Consider the following 18561-nt stretch of genomic DNA (forward strand, 5'->3'; position numbering starts at 1 on the left):
TTGCACGCAACTACATTCGCAGGACTTCGATCTGGCCTGCACGTTCGAGGGTCACCTGACCGTGGCCGACGCTCACGATCTTGTGGCCGGTGGGTAGGGTGGCGCCGGCGAACCAGCGCGATCCGTCGGCGGTGGTGATGAAGCCGGGGTCGCCGTCGACGAAGCTCGCCGCGCCGAAGCGCCCGGAGTTGAAGAAGTGGCGCAGGTCGTCGGAACCCTTGCCTGCGCTTGCGCGGAACTCGACGTGGCGCAGCGTCGGGATGTCGCGGCGGAGCAGCTCCTCCACCTCCAGCTGCTTGTCGACGGGCAGGTAGGCGGAGAGCACGGCGATCGTGCCCGGCCGCACCCCCTGCGCCCGCGCGTCGACACCGTTCGCGCGCAGCACGTCGGTGGCCGCCGCGGCCATCGCGGTCGCGGTTTCGACCTCGACCAGCGCGCCGGGCAGCTGCTCGGCGGCGAACGCGTCCAGCCGCTCGGCCGCGCGGTCGTCGGCGACGCCGCCGGTGATCAGCACGCCCGCGCCGCCCGGATCGGCGGCGACCGTCAGACCGGGGAAGCCGGCCGCGGCGAGCTTGCGCTTCACCGCCGCCGGATCGCGGTTCTGCAGCGCGCGCCAGTAATCGACGCTGGGGATCGCGATGCCGGCGAGCAGCACCGCGGCACCGCCCGCCGCGAGCGCGCCGATCCGCTTGCGCCCGAGCTGCAGCCAGCGATCGCCGCGGGTGGCCAGACGCTGGCGCACGTCGGCGCGGGGCCGCTCCTGCGTTGCCTGCTCCAGCGGGCGCGCGACGCTGCCGGCGAGGCGCCCCGCCTCGTCCCAGCGCGCGTGATCGTCGGCACCGACCGCCCAGGCGAACTCGCCCAGCCGGACCGGCAGATAGGGGGGCAGCAGCAGCTCTTCGCCCGCCGACAGCTCGCGGCCGAGCGCCACCACCGTGCCGCTCAGCACCCGCAGCAGGGTCGCGCCGTCGCCCAGGTGGAGCTCCGCCGACAGTCCGGCGGTGCCGTCCCCGCGCAGGACCACGTCGTTCTCGAAGCTGTGGCCGACCGTGATGCTGCGCCCCGGCGGCAGGCGATGCTCCGCCCCCGCCAGCCGCCCGCTCAGCACGCGCAGGCGCACCGGACCGGCGGGGAGCGTCGTCTCGGGCGCGGACGGCTCGATCACGATCGTGTCGCTCATTTGCGCTTCGATGCCAAACGGCGGCCGGCGCGCAGCTCTTCGACGCTGAGCGGCTGGGCGGCGGCGGGCTGCATGTTGGCGCGGGTGACGCGCGAGGACACGATCCGCGGCGTGATCAGGAACAGCCGCTCATAGTGCGCCTCGCCCTTGTTGCGCTTGCGGAAGGCCTGGCCGACCACCGGAATGTCGCCCAGCACCGGGGTCTTGCTCTTGTAGTCGTACTGTGTCGCGGTGGTCATGCCCGCGATCAGGACCGCCTCGCCGTGCTTGACGATCGATTGGGTGGATATGCGCGGGCCCGAGTAGAGCGGGATGCCGTCGACGACCAGGCCGTTGAGCCGCGTGTCGGCGATCTCGATCGCCATGCGGATCCGCATCTCGCCGCCGTCCTCGATCGCGCTCGGCTGGACCCGCATGGACAGGCCGTAGGTGATGGTCTTCAGCGCAACCTCGCGCTCGCCGGTGATGCGGGCGAACTGCTGCGTCGTGTCGTCGAACACCGCGACCTGGTTCGTCGGCGTGCTGAGCACCGGCCGCGAGACGACGCGCAGCGCGCCGCTCTGCTGGAGCGCGCGTATGCGTACCGCGAAGTCGTCGCCCGATCCGCTGATGTACTGGCCGCCGATGTTCGGCGCACCCTGACCGCCCGCGACCTCGCCGCCGAACACCAGGCGCAGACCGTTGATGCCGAGGTTCCAGTCGACCCCCAGCTCGCGGAACTTGCTGGTGTTGACCTCGATGATCGACGCCTCGACCTCGATCATCAGCGGCTCGGTGTCGAGGTTGGCGATCAGCTGCTCGTACACGCCCATCCGCTCCGGCCGGTCGCGGACGATGATCGCGTTGTTGGTCGGGTCGGCACTGATCCGCGCGGCGTTCGGGTCGAGCAGCGCCACCTCCGGCGGCAGGTCGGCGGTGCCGCCGCGCGCCAGATCGGTCGGACCGAGCGGGTCGCCGGCACCCCAGCCGCGCTCCTGCGAGCGGTCGATATTGGAAATGCGGTACTGGTTGGACGAGGCGGTCGACACGCCGTTGCCGTTGCCCATCTGCTCCCGCAGCAGCGTCGCGACACCCGGCACCAGCGTGATCCGGTCGGAGCTGGTCAGCTCCTTGTCCGCGGCATCACGGTATTTCAGAAAAAACATGCGCACCTCGAACGGCGAGGCGCGACCGGCCGCGACCGTGACGACCGAGCGCACGGTGCCGCGCGCCGGCATGCGGAGCAGGGGGGAGGCGATCGCTCCGCCCGCGGCCGGAGCGGGGACAGCCGCAACCGCCTGGGACTGCGGCGCCTTCAGCACCGCGCTGCCGGCGAGTTCCTCGACGCGCTCAAGGAAGGCCGGCACGCCGGTCGCGATGATCGCATTGCCGCCGGTACGCACGTTGTTGACCCCGTCGGCGAGGCCCAGCCGCTCGACCTCACCCGCGACGCGCGCGGCGGCCGGGGTGGCGATCGACCGGGTCGCGATCTCCGACTGCGCATAGACCCGGGTGACGCCGCCGTCGTGGAAGCCGACCAGGCCGTAGGCGCGCGCCATCTGGGTCCAGATCTTCTCGGGCGTGTCGACGAACACGCCGTTGACCTTGCCCGAGACGGCGGTGCTCACCTTCACCCGCAACCCGCCCTGGCTGAACAGGTCGGAGAGAAAGGCGCGGACGTCCTGGCCACGGGCGTTGATCGACACCGACTTGACCGGGAATGGCGGGACCTCCCCTGCCAGCGCCGGGGTGGCGGCGCAGGCGAGCAGGCCCGCAAGGACGAGGGACAGCGATCGGTTCATTCGGCAGCCTCGGTCTGGGGCGTGAAGCCCAAAAGGTCCGGTGCGTGATTGAGCTCGGCGACGACATCGAGCGGCACGGCCGGGTTAAGCTCGTTGAATGACAGCACCGGGACATCGAACATGTCGGCGGCGGTCACCAGCCGCAGCGCGCGGCGCAGGTCCTGTGCGGTGAGGATCGCGCGGGCGCCCGATGCCTCGGTCTCGCGCCGGAGCAGGTCGATCAGCGCGCGCATCTGATAGGGCGCGATCGCGAGTCGCGACTGGCCGTCGATGGCGGTGACGGTGTCGCGCAGCGCCTCCTCCACCACGCTGCCGATCATGACCACCTTCAGCCGCCCTTCGACCGTCAGCGGCGCGACGATGTTACGGCGGAGCGCAACGCGGACCCGCTCGGCGATGGCACGCGGATCGCGCTCCATCTGCCCGGCCGCGGCGATCGCCTCCACCGCGTCGCGGAGGTTGCGCAGGGGCACCTGCTCCTCGGCGAGTAGCCGCAGCACGTCGGCGATCGTGGCGGTCGGGACGGCGCGGACCGCCTCCTTGACGACCTCCGGGTAGCGATCACCCAGCCAGTTGAGGAGGTCGGTTACCTCCTGAAGCCCCAGGAACATCGACAGGTTGCGGCGCAGCAGCTCGGCGGTGAGCGCGACCAGCCGCGCGTCGTCGCTTGCCGGCAGCACGCCCGAGCCGAGCGGCGCATCGAACGCGATCAGCGCCCAGCCGCCGGGCGGGAGCGTGCCCGACCGGTCGACCAGGACGCGCAGCGGCGGCACCGTGATGCCGCTGCCGTCCTGAAGCGCGGCGAGTCGCGCCTGGATTGAGGCGGTCAGCGCGGCGAGCGAGGCGGGGTCGCGGCCCTCCGCCACCCGCAGCTGGAGCGGATCGGTGAGCACAAGCGTGCCGGCGTGGACGGCGACGTCGTCCGGGCTGCCGGGCGTTTCCTCGGCGATCCCCAGGCGGCCGCGAAGATAAGCGCCCGCTGCCGGATGCGCCCAGGCGCCGGCGCCGACCAGCGCGGTGCCGATCAGCAGGAACACCGCGACCGGGAAGCCGGGAACGAGGGCCAGCGCGCCGGCGAGCGCGCCCGCGATCAGCAACACGTGCGGCTTGCCCGACAGCTGGCGCTGTATTGCGGGGGCGAGCTCCTTTTCCGTCTCCTCGTCGGTCGTCCGGGTCACCAGCAGGCCGGCGGCGAGCGCGCAGAAGAAGGCGGGGATCTGCGCGACCAGCCCGTCGCCGATGGTCAGCACGGAGAAGGTCGAGACCGCCTCCCCCATCGGCATGTTGTGCCAGAACATGCCGACCGCGATGCCGCCGAGCAGGTTGATGACGACGATGACGAGCGCCGCGATCGCGTCGCCCTTCACGAACTTCATCGCACCGTCGAGGCTGCCGTACAGCCGGCTCTCGTTCTCCACCGCGCGACGCTTCTCGCGCGCCTCGTCCTTGGTCAGCAGGCCGGAGCGCAGGTCGCTGTCGATCGACAGCTGCTTGCCGGGCATCGCGTCCAGGCTGAACCGCGCGGCGACCTCCGCCACGCGCTCAGCACCCTTGGCGACGACGATGAACTGCACCACCGTGATGATCAGGAAGACGACCAACCCGACCACCAGATTGCCACCCGCCACCATTTCACCGAACTGCGCGACGATGTGGCCGCCGTTGGCGGTCAGCAGGATCATCTTGGTGGTGGCGACGCTGATCCCCAGCCGGAACAGCGTGGTGAGCAGCAGCACGCTCGGGAAGGTCGAGAAGTCGAGCGGCTTGGCGACGTAGAGCACGCTCAGCAGTAGCAGCAGCCCCAGCGTCATGTTGATCGCGATCAGCAGGTCGAGCAGCAGCGGCGGGATCGGCAAAATGAAGAGCGCGACGACCGACGCGAGCACGCCGATCAGCAGCGCGTCGGCGACCCGCACGCGGCCTGCGAACCGCTTGGCGGCGAGCTGCACGCTCAGCGCCCCGCCACCAGGTCGTAGTAGGAAGCCTGCACCTTGCTGACGTAGTTCCGCGTCTCCGCGTAAGGCGGCACCTGCATGCCGTACTTGCGGACCGCGCCTTCGCCCGCGTTGTAGGCGGCGAGGACCAGGTCGAAGCGGCCGTCAAGGCGCCCCCACAGCTTCTTCAGCAGCCGCGCGCCGGCATCGATGTTGGTCGCCGGATCCAGGAGGTAGCTGGCGTTGGCGACGCCCAGGTCTGAACCTGTGCCCGGCATGATCTGCATGAGCCCGCGCGCGCCGACCCGGCTGACTGCGCCGGGCCGATAGGCCGACTCCTGCTTGATGACCGAATGGAGCATCAGCGGATCGACGCGGTGGCGAGCGGCGGCGCGGGTGATCAACGAGTCGTACGGCGTGGTGAAGCTCGCCGGGCGCATCGCCAGGATCGCCGACTCGCTCGGGGCGACGAAACCGACCGGCGTGGTGGCGGGCTCCTCGGCGGCCAGCGCGGTCGGTGCCGGCGCGATGGCGGCGGGCGCCTCTTCCTCCTTCGGCAGGATCGGGATTATGCGGACGACGCGGGTGCCGGCGGCGCCGACGGCCGCGGTCTGCACGGTGGTGTCGCCGATCCGGCCCTTGCGCACGCGCTGAGCCTGGTAGTGACGCGCCCCGTCGATCGAGACCGGCGCGCCATCGAAGGGGCGGGCGGCGGGACCGGGATCGGGCAGCGCGGCGACCACCACCGCGTCGGGAGAGCAGCCATCGAGCGCGGTGAAGCGGCGCAGCGTGTCGGCACTGGCGACTCGCACCGGCACATCGACCGGGCACGCCAGCGGCTCCGGCAACGGGCGCTCGTCGCGGGCGAACGCGGGGGAGCAGAGGCCACCGACCACCATTGCCCCGATTGCCAAAAACTGGTGCTGGATACGGGCGTTTCGCTTGCTGCGCTTCACCGTGACTCTCCCCACAACCGCGCAGGAATGACCTGCGCCCGATCCGAGGGGTTCTGGTGCTGCCGAAAACACGCCCTGTTTCAGCAACACTTCATTAATGCATGTGACTTCGCATTGAAGGCAACAGCTTTTTGCACGAACCCGCTGTTTTCGCGTCCTAATTTGTTACGCCGACGACTCCATCTCAGCAAAATGACTATGTTCCGTCGCTTCATCGCTGATGGCACACCGCTCGCCGCACAGTTTCATTGACAGGTCATAATCGGCGGTCATTAGCTCTGCATCGGTTCGTCGGGATCGGGTTCTGACTGACGTGCCGACCGTCCCTGCTGCGGCCGAAACGCCCTTTGGTGCAGCGCGTGTTTGAGTGAGAATCGCTGGCGCACCTTTGCCGTGCTCCCGCGCTGCAGGATGCAGCGGCGGGTCGCGCAACCGGACGCCGCATGACGGAGGGCGCGCGGTGGCAAAGGGTGGTGACAGCGGCGAGAAGACCGAGCTGCCGACGCCCAAGCGGCTGCGTGACGCCCGCGCCAAAGGCGATGTCGCCAAGTCGAAGGAGTTCGGCACCGCGCTCGGCGCGCTCGCCTGGCTCATCATGTTCGTGTTCGCGGCCGGCTATGTGGCAAGCAGCATCGCCGCGCTTAGCGAACAATCGCTGAGCGCCGCCGCGAGTGGTGAGTTCGGCAACGCCGCCTGGTCGCTTGGCGCCGCCTGCGTTCGGGTGCTGCTGGTCGCCACCGGGCTGCTGCTCGCTCCGATCGCGGCCTTTCTGCTGCTCGCCGAGGCGCTCCAGATCGGGCCGGTGTTCACGACCGAGAAACTCAAACCATCGCTCGACAAGATGAACCCGCTCGAGGGATTGAAGCGGATGTTCGGCAAGGACGGGCTGGTCGAGCTCGCCAAGTCGCTCGCCAAGGCGCTGGTCCTGGTCGCGATCACGTGGCTGGCGATCAGGGCGGTGCTCCCGGAGCTCGGCACGATGATCGCGGCGGCCGGCTGGTCACCCGTCGATGGCACCGGGCCGGAGGCCGCGCGGCAGAGCCTGGCGCTCACCAGTTCGGTCACGGTGCAGCTGCTCGGCTGGACGGTGGCGGCGTTCCTCGTAGTCGCGGTACTCGACCGGATCTGGACCAAGCACAGCTTCACCAAGCGCATGAAGATGAGCCGCCGCGACGTGAAGCAGGAGCACAAGAGCGACGAGGGCGACCCGCACGTGAAGTCGCACCGGCGCGAGTTGCACCGCGAATGGTCGAGCGGCAATCCGGTCGGCGCCGCACGCAAGTCGGCGGCGCTGCTGGTCAACCCGACCCACATTGCGATCGCGCTGGACTATGACGCCGACGAGTGCCCGGTGCCGGTGATCGCCGCCAAGGGAGAAGGGCCGCTCGCCGCGGCGATGCGCGCAGCGGCGAGCGAGGCGGGGGTGCCCATCATCCGCAACGTGAGCGCCGCCCGCGCGATCTGGGCGCGCGGCGCGGTCGGTGACGTGGTGCCGGAGGATCTGTTCGACGCGGTGGCCGAGGTGATCCTGTGGGCGAAGCGCGCGCGCGACGGCAAGGCGCCGATGGTGCAGGACGTCGACGCGGCGGCGATGCCGGCAAGGGGTTAGGCTCATGGGTTTCGGAACGCTGCTGTCGTCGCTCGCGGCGCTCGTCTTCTCGCTGGCGCTGGTGCTTGGGCTCGCCTGGGGCGCGATCTTTCTGCTGCGCAAGTGGCAGGACCGTTCGCTCGGGCCGCGCGATGCAGAGCGCGCCAACGACCGTCCGTTGCGTTTCATCCGCGCCCTGCCGCTCGGTCAGCGCGAGCGGGTGGTGCTGATCGAGGTGGGCGAGGAGACGATGCTGCTCGGGATCGGCGCGGGCGGCGTGACGTTGTTATCTCGCTGGGACGCCGGCGGAGCGGTCACTGCTGTTCCTGCGCCAGCGCCCGCCCCACCGCGGCCTGCGCCGCTCGGCGGTGACTGGTGAGCGGCGAGATGGCGGCGCCGGAAGCGCTCGACCTGCGGACGCTTGACCCGGTGCGTCAGGGTGCGGCGGAGCGGCTCGCGCTGCTGCTGGAGCGCGCGCCGGCCGGGGAGGGGGTGACGCTGCGCGCCTCGCTCCGCGACGATCGATCGGGCTGGTGGTGGGTCGGCGATGACTCGGTTTCGGTCAGCATCGACTCGGTTGCCGGCAATGCCGCCGCGCTCCATCCGGAGCGAGTCGACGAAGTGGTCGCCGCACTCGCGACGGCGGAGCCGCTGCTCGACGCGGTCGAATCCGTCACGGGCTGGGTGATCGAGCCCGGCCGAGCGGTGCGAGACGTGCCCCAGGACAGCGTTGTCGTATCAATTGCGGCGTCCCGAAATGGGACGGCCTGGATCACGCTGTCGCTCGCGGTCCCGACGGCGCTGGCGGCTGCGACGCAGACCGAAGCCGTAACGAATCGGTGGCTGCGCGATGTGCCGCTCCCTGCCGCGCTAAGCATCGCCGCGGCGGCGCTGGCCATCGACGACGCGGCGGCGCTCGGGCCTGGCGACTTGCTGGTCCTGCCGGCCGGTCCGTGGCGCGGAACGGTAACAATCGCCGCGCAGGGCGACCTCGCCGTCGCGCTGGAACCGGGGAGCGGCACGCTGGTACACGCCCCGGCGTGGAACGGGAGGGACGGGGCCTTGGATGACGACCAGCCGGCGGCCGACCGGATGCGGGAACTGCGGGTGAGCGTCGCGGTGGGACTGCCGGACGTGGCGGTGACGGCGGCCGACCTTGCCGCGCTGCGCGAGGGCGGGACGCTGCCGCTCGGGCCCGTCACCGCCGGGCTTGCCGTAACGCTCTCGGTCGGCGGCCGTGTCATCGCCGCGGGAGAGATCGTGCGGCTGGGCGATCGCTTTGCCGTCCATGTCGACAGGCTGGCATCGGTCCCGACCGAGAGTGCCGACTGATGGACATGTCGTCCTTCACGCCGGGCTCGGCGCTCTTCACCGTCATCATCCTGGCGCTCGCGCCGTTCTTCGCGGTGATGGTGACGTCGTTCACCAAGATCGTGGTGGTACTGAGCCTGCTGCGCAACGCGCTCGGGCTGCAGCAGGTGCCGCCCAACGTCGTGCTGAACGGCCTGGCGCTGATCCTGACCGCCTATGTCATGTACCCGACGCTCACCGACATGACGATCGCGAGCGGCGTGGCGCAGAGCGCGACCATGCCCGGCGACGAGCAGCCGGTGCGCACGATCGAGGGGACCGACGCGATCTTTGCGTCGGCCGACCGCGCCAAGGAGCCGCTCCGCCAGTTCCTCCTGAAGCACAGCGACCCGCGCGAGCGCGCCTTCTTTCTCGGCACCCAGCGCCGGATCAGCGGGCCGGAGCAGGGCGCCACGATCGGCGAGCGCGACTTCATCGTCATCATCCCGGCGTTCGTGGTGCGCGAGCTGACGGTCGCGTTCCAGATCGGTTTCCTCATCTTCCTGCCGTTCCTGGTCATCGACATGGTGATCTCGAACATCCTGCTCGCGATGGGCATGATGATGCTGTCGCCGGTCACGATATCGCTGCCGTTCAAGATCCTGCTGTTCGTGCTGATCGACGGCTGGGTGAAGCTCAGCCACGGGCTGGTGCTGTCCTATGTCTAGCGGGAGCGCGGCCAGGTGAGCGGCGACATGCTGGGGCTGACCACGCAGGCGCTGTGGCTGGTGCTGCTGCTGTCCGCGCCGCCGATCATTGCCGCCTCCATCGTCGGGCTGCTGGTCGCGGTGGTGCAGGCGGCGACCCAGCTCCAGGAACAGACGCTCCAGTACACGCTCAAGTTCTTCGCGATCGTGCTGACGCTGTTCGTCACCGCCTCGCTGCTGTCGGGCGCGCTGCTGCAGTTCGGCGATGCGATCTTCTCCGGCTTTGCGGAAATGGTCCGTTGAGCACCGCCGCGACGACCGGCCTGATCGACATCGCGCCGTGGACGGAGCAGGTGCTGACGGTCGGCGTTGCCGCCGCGCGCTTCGCCTTTGCGTTCGTGATGGTGCCGATCTTCTCGCCGCAGGTCATGCCCGCGACCGTCCGCAACAGCATCATCATCGCTTTCGGCCTGATCGCGCTGTCCATGCCGCTCGGCTTCCGCCCGGGCGAGCTAGCCGCCAGCGACTGGCTTTGGCTGTTCGCCAAGGAGATCATCGCGGGCGTCACGATCGGCTTCTTCTTTGGAACCGTCATCTGGGCAATGGGCGCGGCCGGCGAGATCATCGATACCAAGGTCGGTGCGACCATCGGCCAGCTGGTCGACCCCTTGAGCGGCATGCAGGAGTCGATCACCGCCACGCTGCTCAGCCGGCTGGCACAGATCCTGTTCGTGTCGGCGGGCGGGATCACGCTGCTCGTCGGCACGATCATGCTCAGCTACACCGTCTGGCCGCTTGGGCCCGGGGGCATGCGCTTCGACGCGCAGGCGGTGCGCCTGTTCGAGGGCGAGTTCGGGCGCATGTTCACGCTCGCCTTCATCTTCTCCGCCCCCGTGATCCTGGTGCTCTACGTGATCGACCTCGGCATGGGGCTGCTCAACCGCTTCGCGCAGCAGTTCAACGTCTTCTCGCTCTCCATGCCGATCAAGGCCGCGGCGGCGACCGCGGTCATCCTGATGCTGCTGCCGTTCCTGGCGGACGCCGTGCTGCGCGACATCGGCAGCCGCCGCGACGTCGCCGACGCGGTACTGGAACAGGTCGGCCGCCCGCAGGCGGAAGAGGCGCCGCGATGACGCGCGACACGGTGGCGGGCGCCGTTCCGGCGCATCGGCCGCGCTCCGGCGAGGGCGTGTCCGACACGGCCGAGCTCACCCGCCTGGTCGAGCTGCTGCGCCAGCACGAGGCGGCGCAGCCGACCCGTCCGGACGTCCGCATCGGCGAGTTCCTGGTCGATGGCATGCGGGTGCCACTCCCGTTCCTCGCCGGGCTGCAGTCGCTCACCCGGACGGAGGCGGCGGCGCTGCGCCTGCTCGGCTGGGGCCGCGCCAATGCCGACATCGGCCTGCTGCTCGGCATGAACGAGAGCACCGTGCGCTCCCACCTCAACAACGCCGTCGGCAAGCTCGGCATCGACGGCATGCGCAAGCTCGGCTGCATCGCCGGCTTGCTGTTCCACCCCCTCGATTGATCAACCGGAGTCGCCTGTGACCGCCACGACGATGATGCGCGCGCTTGCCCTTCTCGCGCTCTGCGCTGCCGGAGCCGCCGAGGCGCAGCGCCGCACGCCGCGCGGACCGGACATCGTCGTGGAGGCCCCCAACAAGGCCGCGCCGATCGGCGGCGAGCTGTTCCCGGTCGACGCGCCGCCCCCCAATTCGTGCCTGGTGAACGCTCCCGCGCTCGCCGCGACCAAGCCCGCCGCCGGGGTGATCGACGGCAGCCGCATGAACCTGAAGGCGCTGGAGAAGCTGCGCCGCAGCCGTCAGGGCGTGCTGCTGGTCAGCGGCGTCAACCTCCCCGGCCAGCGCTTCGACGCCAAGAAGCGGCTGTCGGACATCTGCTTCATGGGTGCGAAACTGGGGCTGTCCGACTGGTCGGGGTTCAGCGGCTCGGGCATCGGCTTCGTCGACAGCGACCTGACCGGGGCAAAGTTCGTCGCCGCGCAGCTGCCCTGGGTCCTGTTCCGCAATGCCAAGCTGACCGGGGTCGACGCGACCGGCGTAGCGCTCACCCGCGGGCGCCTCGATGGGGGCTGGAGCGGGTCGATGCGCGGGCTTAAGCTCGACAAGGCCAGCCTGTTCGGCTTCCGGATCGAGTGTGGCGTGACGGAGACGGACGGCTGTCCGCTCGAGCGCGACGGCCTGTCGCTTAAGGAAGCCAATCTGGCGAAGGCGAGCGTGTGGCCCTTTCCATTCACCGACGTCGATGCGACCGGCGCGATCCTCGACCAGACCGAAGTGGGCGTCGACCACCTCGCCCGGTTGCAGGGCGCGCGACTGCTCGGTTCGCTGGTGGTGCGCAGCCGGCGGAGCGCCGCCATCTACCTGCCGGCGGAGATCGCACGCATCCAGCAGGCGTTTGCCTCCGGCGACCAGGCGGCCGACTGCGGCGCGATCGTGACGCCCGTCCAGCGCTCGATCTGCGCGACCCAGAACAGCGAGCTGCGCCGCCTGGACAAGCTGGTCGCGCAGGCGGAGGCGGGCGCGCGCACCCGGGTGCCGGCGCGCGGCGTTCGCGCATCGTGGCTCACCCAGCGCGACGCCTGCGGCGAGCGCGGCGAGGAGGAGATCGCCCGCTGCCTGGTGCCGGTCTACCGCGCGCGATACGAAGCGCTGGCGCGGGCGGGCGGACGTCCGGCCTGGATGCGGCCGGGCGGCATTGCGATGTTTCTGTCCGGCGATTCCGCGCTCTCTCCCGACCTTGCGCGGTCGGAGCTGTTCATGCGGACGAGCCCGGTGCTGCTCGAGTCGGCGCAGGCGCGCGTGCTGCTGAAGGTCGGCGCGGACGGCCGGATCGAGGCGCGCGGCGCGGCGGCGGGTGGCTGCCAGCTCCAGGCGGAAGGCCTCAGCTACGACTCCGCCAAGCTGATGCTGGTCGGCGGCGGCCGCCCGCGCACCAAGCGCCGCCCGGCAGTGCAGGGTACCGCCGTGATGCAACTGACCGGCGACGAGCTCCGCCTGATCACCACCGGGGAGCCCTATGTGTCGTGCGGATCGAACGGCATCTTCGTGCCCATGACCCGCGCCAACGTCCCCGAGGCGTCGTTGGCGGTCATGTGGGAGGAGATGTGAGGCCGAGCTAGCCCTTCGTCTTCTTGGCCTGCGCGGCAACGATCGCGGCGAAGGACGCGAGCATCGAACCCGCCACCGCCACGAACACCGGCGATCCCCGATCCGTCGCGATCATCCACACGGCCAGCGCGATCAGCGCCAGCGCCGCGCCCAGCATGATCCCGACGAGGAAGCGCGACGTCGGCACGCCGGGTTGTTCGGCCATGTCATCACTCCTTCGTTCGTCCTCGCGGAACCCACGGTGCCGCAGCAACGATATCGAACGCTTCGATGGTGACAAGTGAGAGCGACTTGAAGTCCGCAGCCGGGGAGCGGACAGCGGGAGATCAGGTTCGCACTACGTTGCTGTACCTTCAAGCGTGGCGTCCCCGGCGTTGCCGTCAAGCATCGCTCCGAAAGCAGCACGGAAACGATCTATGTCGCCGTAGGTCGCGCGAAAGCGAGTAGTCACCGCTTGGTGTAGATCAACGGCTTCGCCCCGCTCAGCCGGCGACGCCAGTGCAACTGTCACGCGGATGGAGCCTTGCCGATCATGTGGCGATAGCCGGATACTCAGATGACACTGGCGTAGCGTCTCACCGCTGTCATCCCAGTATCCGCCGGCGAGATGAGGCTCTTCCCGCTCAGAGATCGGGTAAGCGCCTGCCATTCGCCAGAACTCGCGCAACTGTTCGATCGTGAACCACGCTGACCCAACTCCGCGAAAGTCTCCGCTCTCGACAGTCGTCGAAAGCTCCCCATGCCGTACGTCTTCTGTCCGGTAGAGCAAGCGGAGCGAGTTCATGTTGGCAACAGTAGCGGCCTGCGCAGTGTCCACAATCGGGCGGAAGCGGAGGTTCGCTGCCACGCCGCGCGGAATGCTCGCTTCTGGTGGAAAGCTGCCTGTCCGCTTTCCGGTCAATATACCGAGAAGCGGACAGTGAGATCACATCGCGAATGTCACTCGACCATCCTCGCTGATCGACCAAGCTGGGTTCCAGGCGACTTCCCAGCAATGCTCATCCGGGTCTGCAACGTAGCCGCGAAAGCCGCCATGGACGGGCGCGTCGCCGGTGCGGAGCATCCGGCCACCTGCGAAGACCAACCTATCGAGCAGTGGCTGCACCTGCTCCTGAGCGCTGACGTTATGCGCCAGCGCGAAAGCACCAGGTCTCATGAGCCCTTCACGTTGCATGTCGTTCTCGAGCGCGGATGTGAGCCAAGTACCCAGAACGAAGCCATTCATCTGGTAGAAGATGATTTCGTCGTTCTCGAAGACAGGCTCCCAGCCAAACCCGTCCGCATAGAAGTTGCGAGACCGAGCCAGATCGGTGATGCCCAGCGTGACCACGGAAATCTGTTGCTGCATCTCAAAGGCCTCCATCGGTGCCGCACCATTGCAGACACCGCTCAAGGTCTTGGGACTCAACGCCATCGCGAAGGTCAGGCCCTACTTCACAGCAGGGACCGGGCTAACCGCACCGATCTCGCCTTTTTCGACGATTGTTTTTAGCATCACCCGCCCGAACGAACAACGTCCGTAAGCGGGCGTTAGCGGACGTTCACCGCCTTAACGGCGCGACCGGAGCCCACTCCACGTTTCGTCTAGGGACAGGCGCACCCTTCGCTGCCACGGTGCGCGCATGAGCCCGCGCCTGCCATGCTGATCGACCGGATCGAACAGACCGCCATTCGTCGCATCGAGCCGGCGGGGCAGATCGACGATCCTGCGCGGCTGTCGCTCTCGCAGGCGCAGGCGAGCGTGCCGCCGCGCGAGCTGGCGGCGTGGAACGCGGTGCCGCCGCCGACTCCGCCGGTGCCAGTTGCCGCCGCGAGCGGCGTCACCAGCGTTGCCGCTGCGCGGGGCGTGCAGGCGCCCGATCCGGTCGCGCTCGCGGAGATGGCGCAGGACGTCTACAACGACGTGCCCGCGCCGCCGCCGGGTTTCCGGGTCGCGAGCGATGCGGAACTGGCGGCGATCGGCGTTGATCCGGCGCAGCTGACCACGCGGGCGAGCGGCTATCGCGCCCGCGCCTATGTGTCGGGGACGGGCGAGAGCGCGCAGGTCGTGATCGCGTTCCGCGGCACGGCGGGCGGGAGCGACTGGGTGGCCGATGCGCGCCAGGCGGTAGGGCTCGGCACCGATCACTACCGTCAGGCGCTGGCGCTCGGGCGCCAGGTCGCACGCTCGGGTGCCGCCAACGTCACCTTCACCGGCCACTCGCTGGGCGGTGGGCTCGCGTCGGCGGCCGGGCTCGCGGCGGGGCGCGAGGCGACGACCTTCAACGCGGCGGGCCTCAGCGACGCGACAATCGGGCAGGCGGACGCGATCCGCACCGCGTCGCGCCGTGGCGTCCCCGATATCCGCGCCTACTACGTCAGCGGCGAGATTCTGTCCGCGCTCCAGGACGGCGGCGACCGGGTCGCGGGCGCGCTGATCGGCCACGCGATCGGCGGCATCTCAGGTGGGGTGCTCGGCGCGCAGGTCGACGCGCCGGAGGCATATGGCCACCGCATCGAGCTCGACGCGGTGGCGCCGGAGGGCAAGCACTTCTGGGAACGTCACGCGGTCGACAAGCACGGCATGGACTGGGTGCTGGCGAGCCTGCGCGCCCAGTGACGTCTAGCCAAGCGCGCCGGCGCGGCGCATGAGCGGGGGCATGGCCCCGATCCGCGCCGCTGCCACGCTGCTGCTGGGGCTCACCATCCTCTCCAGCCAGGGCTGCGCGATGGCCTCTCCCCCGTGTTTCTCCCGCAAGCCCGACCTGAACTTCCCGCGGGCCGAGCGCGTCCGGCCGAACCTGACCCATGGGGAGGCCGGGCGGCGGCTGTACGATGCGCTGGTCGCGGGAGATCGCGCAGGCGTCGCGGCGCAGCTCCGCGCCGATCCGCGGCTGGCCAATCTCCAGGTCCGCTACGACACGCGCGGCGATCGGCCGGCGGGACAGGACGGCGACCTGCTGACCTTTGCGGTTACGGCGTGCGACGAGGCGATGCTGGCGACGCTCCTCGACGCGGGCGTGCCCGCCGACGGGGCGGCACCGGGCCTTGCGCTCTCCTTCGCGCTGCTCGCCGACGCGCCGACGATGGCGGAACTGCTGCTCCGCTCGGGCGCGTCGCCCGATCCGCAGAAGCGCGGCGGCGTCAACCTGATGCGCGAGGTGGCGGCGGCCGGGCAGCTCGGCGCGACGATGATGCTGGTCCGCCACGGGCTGGACCAGCAGTGGGTCGACCGCTTCGGCCGCGGGCACCTGGAGACGGCACTCGACATGGACCGGTTCCAGGTCGCCGATGTGCTCGCCGCGGCTGGTGCACCGCTTTGGCGGATGTCGCAGGGCAACCACATGCCGGTCCACAATCTGGTGGAAACGCCCGACCCGGGTGACCCGGCGGAGGCGGCGGCCCACGCCCGGCTGATCGAACGCGCGCGGCGCGGCGGCCGGCCGTGGCCGCCGCCGCCGCCCGGGCAGGCAACCCCCGACAACTAGGCGATTTGCCGATGGCGCGCGCCGGGACGCGCCCGCAGGCTGCCGGCCAGGATAGCCGGAGTCGCCGCCCATGCTCACCGATGCCGCCCTGCGCACGCGCGTTCAGCTCGACGTCGCACGGGCGCCGTCATCGACGCCGACCAACCCGGCGAAGGCGCTGGTCGACCGGGCGACCAGCCCCGCCACGGGCGCGATCGACACCGCGGGGCTCGCCCGCGACGTGGTAGCGGCGGCGCGAACGGACGCGCCCGTCGCCGACCGAGCCTATCGCGCGATCAGTGCCGAGCTCGCGCAGCACAGCCCGGTGGCTGCGGGCGCGTTCGAGCGGGAGGTCGTCGCCGCCGCCCGCGACCAGTCGAGCGCGGTTCCCGGTCCGTCGATCACCGGCGCCGCGCACGGCGCAGCGACCGCCGGCACGCGCACGCTGATCGACAACCCGATCCTCTCCGTCCAGTGGGAGGGAACGCGCAGCGCATGGACCGGCAAGGCGGGCTTCACGCCCGGGCTGACCGCTCTGCTCGAGCAGCACGGGCTGACCATCAATCCGCGGAACAACGTGCCGCCTGCCGGCAGCGTCGGCCAGGCCTCCGGCGTCGGCGTCGGGCGAGCCAACAACATCAACGGCGCCGCGGCCGAGGCCGCGATCGCCGATCGGCTTCGTGCGCAGGGCTACGACGTCGAGACGCAGGTGACGGTGCAGGACGGGCAGCGCCGGCTGGACGTGGTCGGCACGCGCCCGGCAAGCGACCCGCGCTTCAACGAGCGGGTGGAGGTGGAATCCAAGGTCGGTCGCACCGGCCCCAACGCTCGCGCGACCAGCGAAGCGACCCTCGACGGCATGCGGCTGGCAGAGAACCAGACGCTGCGCGGCGGCGCACGGGTGCTCGACGTTGTCGGCCGGGTGGCGCGGCCGGTCGGGCTGGTGATGGACGCGGTGGAGATCGGCAGCGCGTTCCGCGCCGACGGCAACCAGGTGGGGGAGAACACCGGGCGCGCGGCCTCCGGTCTGGTCGGCGGTGCGGCCGGCGGCTACGCCGGCGCGCTCGCCGGCGCGGCGATCGGCACCATGATCTTCCCGGGCGTCGGCACGGTGGTCGGCGGCATCGTCGGCGGCGCCATCGGTGCGCTCGCCGGCGACGGGGCCGGTCGCGGGCTGTTCGACGGGATCAGGAGTTTGATCTGAGGCTGGCGGCGAGGACGGGCAGGAGATAGGCTCGCGCCATGGCTGGCCTGTTCGACACGCTGTTCGGGCGACGCAGGGCAGGCGACGGGCCGCTCGCCGCAGCGCTCGCCCACTATCCGCCGAACCTGCCCGCCCACGTCGGACCGGCCAAGCGGCTGACGCCGGCGATGGCGGCAGAGAACCTCCAGCGATTTCTCGCGACTCGCGACGAGCGGCTGGCGGCGCTCGCTGCGGTGCTTGCCGACCACGATGTCGATGTCAGCCCGATCCTCGAGCCCACGGCGGATCCCGCCCCGGCCTTCGCTCGGCTCACGGCATGGCTAGCGGAGGCGCTGCCGCCGCGCGCGTGGATGCCGGGCGGGGCGGCGGTGAACGCGCCGATCGACGCCTTCGTCGCGAGCGAGCGGCGCGGCGACGACATCCTCTTCAGCCTGGTCGCCGATCTCGCGCTGCTGGAAGGCGAAGGCATCACCCGCCGTCGCGACGAGTGGCGGTGGGAGCTCGATCAACTACCGGAGGATGCCGGCAGCTATCCATATCGGCGCGTGGTGGTGTGGCGCGATCGCCAGGGCGAGCGGCCCGCCATCGCGCTCGACCTGGAGCATGAGGTGCTGGAGGTCGTCTACGCGCTGCGTGGCCGCGCTCCGACCGCCGCACCGCCGCTCGGCCGCACGCTGAGCGGCATCGTCGCCGGCGGCTTCGACCATATCTGATCGGTGAGCGCGCGCCGACATCGTGCCGCTGCTACCCTGCTGGCCGTGCTCGCGTTCGGTACCGATCCCGCGCGCATGTCTGCTGCGGCTAAAAAGGCGACACCTTCGCCGGGGTCTGACCCCAAGGCTGCGTACACGCGTGACGTTGCCGCGGCTGTGGCGGGTGCGCGCCGCCGATCGCCGCCACCGCGTGGCGCGTTCGGCATGGCCTGCACCCCGCCCGCGATCAGCACCTCGCGGCGGACGCTGGTACTGCACCTCCCGGAGAGCGTCGCGATGCGGCGGCACGCGCTGGCGGTGGTCACGCCGACGCGCGGGTTGCTGGACGTCTACTCACCGTACAACGAGGAGACGGAGGAGGGTGACCTGTTGCTGCCCTCCGATGTGATCAGCTGGTCAAGGGCGCGAAAGCAGGCGCGGTTCGTCGTGCGGGCAGACGACCTCTACGCGCTGCGGCGCGGCGCCGACGCGCCGGAGGTCCTTTTTCTGGAAGAAGGGCGCTACCGCTTCGCGCTGGTCAACAGCATCCACCCCGACCTGCTCCGCGCCAACCGCGCCGCGGTGGAGGTCTTCGCCGCCTGTTCGGTCGATTGGACGCTGGAGCCAACCACCAGGAAATGACCGGCGGGCA

The 18561-nt window shown here is 70.3% G+C and carries 20 protein-coding genes; 13 read left to right on the forward strand and 7 right to left on the reverse strand.

All coding sequences use genetic code 11. The features are described from left to right. Window positions 1–10: 10 nt before the first annotated feature. From CRO12_RS07570 to CRO12_RS07585, 4 genes are read right to left on the reverse strand one after another with little or no spacing between them, the layout of a single operon-like run. Window positions 11–1180, reverse strand: a complete 1170-nt coding sequence (locus CRO12_RS07570; RefSeq protein WP_097063471.1) for a hypothetical protein — start codon at window positions 1178–1180, stop codon at window positions 11–13. After that, complete coding sequence (sctC, locus tag CRO12_RS07575) at window positions 1177–2961, reverse strand: type III secretion system outer membrane ring subunit SctC (protein ID WP_097063472.1); 1785 nt, start codon at window positions 2959–2961, stop codon at window positions 1177–1179. The genes CRO12_RS07570 and sctC overlap by 4 nt, the downstream gene beginning before the upstream one ends. Then, window positions 2958–4910, reverse strand: a complete 1953-nt coding sequence (locus CRO12_RS07580; RefSeq protein WP_245858322.1) for a flagellar biosynthesis protein FlhA — start codon at window positions 4908–4910, stop codon at window positions 2958–2960. Before CRO12_RS07580 ends, sctC begins: the two co-directional genes overlap by 4 nt. Window positions 4911–4912: 2 nt before the next feature. Continuing rightward, complete coding sequence (locus CRO12_RS07585) at window positions 4913–5851, reverse strand: lytic transglycosylase domain-containing protein (RefSeq protein ID WP_097063474.1); 939 nt, start codon at window positions 5849–5851, stop codon at window positions 4913–4915. A gap of 460 nt (window positions 5852–6311) precedes the next feature. On the opposite strand from CRO12_RS07585, the gene CRO12_RS07590 reads away from it, so the two are divergent. Genes CRO12_RS07590 through CRO12_RS07625 form a run of 8 tightly spaced genes read left to right on the forward strand, consistent with a single transcriptional unit; the run spans window position 6312 to window position 12567 of the window. After that, entirely contained in the window at window positions 6312–7460 is a 1149-nt protein-coding gene (locus tag CRO12_RS07590) for an EscU/YscU/HrcU family type III secretion system export apparatus switch protein (protein WP_097063475.1), read from the forward strand. Window positions 7461–7464: 4 nt separating this feature from the next. Next, window positions 7465–7818, forward strand: a complete 354-nt coding sequence (gene fliO / locus CRO12_RS07595) for a flagellar biosynthetic protein FliO (protein WP_097063476.1) — start codon at window positions 7465–7467, stop codon at window positions 7816–7818. Continuing rightward, window positions 7815–8771: a FliM/FliN family flagellar motor switch protein gene (locus tag CRO12_RS07600; RefSeq protein WP_144033560.1), complete on the forward strand. Its 957-nt coding sequence runs from the start codon at window positions 7815–7817 to the stop codon at window positions 8769–8771. The genes fliO and CRO12_RS07600 overlap by 4 nt, the downstream gene beginning before the upstream one ends. Then, window positions 8771–9457 carry a type III secretion system export apparatus subunit SctR gene (gene sctR / locus CRO12_RS07605; RefSeq protein WP_097063478.1) on the forward strand — a complete coding sequence of 229 codons (687 nt, stop codon included), beginning with the start codon at window positions 8771–8773 and terminating at the stop codon, window positions 9455–9457. Before CRO12_RS07600 ends, sctR begins: the two co-directional genes overlap by 1 nt. 15 nt (window positions 9458–9472) lie before the next feature. Further along, on the forward strand, window positions 9473–9739 hold the full coding sequence (gene sctS, locus CRO12_RS07610; protein ID WP_281253394.1) for a type III secretion system export apparatus subunit SctS: 267 nt from the start codon (window positions 9473–9475) through the stop codon (window positions 9737–9739). Further along, window positions 9736–10569, forward strand: coding sequence for a type III secretion system export apparatus subunit SctT (sctT, locus tag CRO12_RS07615; protein WP_097063479.1), 834 nt, complete (start codon window positions 9736–9738; stop codon window positions 10567–10569). Before sctS ends, sctT begins: the two co-directional genes overlap by 4 nt. After that, window positions 10566–10964, forward strand: a complete 399-nt coding sequence (locus tag CRO12_RS07620) for a helix-turn-helix transcriptional regulator (protein ID WP_097063480.1) — start codon at window positions 10566–10568, stop codon at window positions 10962–10964. Before sctT ends, CRO12_RS07620 begins: the two co-directional genes overlap by 4 nt. Before the next feature lie 16 nt (window positions 10965–10980). Beyond that, window positions 10981–12567 (forward strand): pentapeptide repeat-containing protein, encoded by a 1587-nt coding sequence (locus CRO12_RS07625; protein WP_097063481.1) that lies wholly within the window; start codon window positions 10981–10983, stop codon window positions 12565–12567. 7 nt (window positions 12568–12574) lie between these two features. Here CRO12_RS07625 and CRO12_RS07630 read toward each other — a convergent pair whose 3' ends face one another. From CRO12_RS07630 to CRO12_RS07635, 3 genes are all read right to left on the reverse strand, one after another. Beyond that, window positions 12575–12772, reverse strand: coding sequence for a hypothetical protein (locus tag CRO12_RS07630; protein WP_097063482.1), 198 nt, complete (start codon window positions 12770–12772; stop codon window positions 12575–12577). A 132-nt stretch (window positions 12773–12904) separates the two neighbouring features. Continuing rightward, on the reverse strand, window positions 12905–13414 hold the full coding sequence (locus tag CRO12_RS17945) for a hypothetical protein (RefSeq protein ID WP_179640923.1): 510 nt from the start codon (window positions 13412–13414) through the stop codon (window positions 12905–12907). A gap of 78 nt (window positions 13415–13492) precedes the next feature. Continuing rightward, a complete protein-coding gene (locus tag CRO12_RS07635) occupies window positions 13493–13981 on the reverse strand; it encodes a VOC family protein (RefSeq protein WP_245858324.1) in 489 nt (162 codons plus the stop codon). A 225-nt stretch (window positions 13982–14206) separates the two neighbouring features. Between CRO12_RS07635 and CRO12_RS07640 the strand changes: the two genes are divergently transcribed. The 5 genes from CRO12_RS07640 (at window position 14207) to CRO12_RS07660 (ending at window position 18551) form a co-directional block, all read left to right on the forward strand. Continuing rightward, complete coding sequence (locus tag CRO12_RS07640; protein ID WP_097063483.1) at window positions 14207–15166, forward strand: Tle-like phospholipase domain-containing protein; 960 nt, start codon at window positions 14207–14209, stop codon at window positions 15164–15166. 40 nt (window positions 15167–15206) lie between these two features. Next, window positions 15207–16034 (forward strand): ankyrin repeat domain-containing protein, encoded by an 828-nt coding sequence (locus CRO12_RS07645; protein WP_097063484.1) that lies wholly within the window; start codon window positions 15207–15209, stop codon window positions 16032–16034. Between the two features lie 70 nt (window positions 16035–16104). Next, window positions 16105–17217, forward strand: coding sequence for a hypothetical protein (locus CRO12_RS07650; RefSeq protein ID WP_097063485.1), 1113 nt, complete (start codon window positions 16105–16107; stop codon window positions 17215–17217). Between the two features lie 38 nt (window positions 17218–17255). After that, window positions 17256–17930: a hypothetical protein gene (locus tag CRO12_RS07655; RefSeq protein ID WP_097063486.1), complete on the forward strand. Its 675-nt coding sequence runs from the start codon at window positions 17256–17258 to the stop codon at window positions 17928–17930. Between the two features lie 3 nt (window positions 17931–17933). Next, window positions 17934–18551, forward strand: a complete 618-nt coding sequence (locus tag CRO12_RS07660; protein WP_179640924.1) for a hypothetical protein — start codon at window positions 17934–17936, stop codon at window positions 18549–18551. The last annotated feature ends 10 nt before the right edge of the window (window positions 18552–18561 follow it).

The sequence above is a fragment of the Sphingomonas guangdongensis genome (genome assembly GCF_900199185.1).
Taxonomy (GTDB): domain Bacteria; phylum Pseudomonadota; class Alphaproteobacteria; order Sphingomonadales; family Sphingomonadaceae; genus Sphingomonas; species Sphingomonas guangdongensis.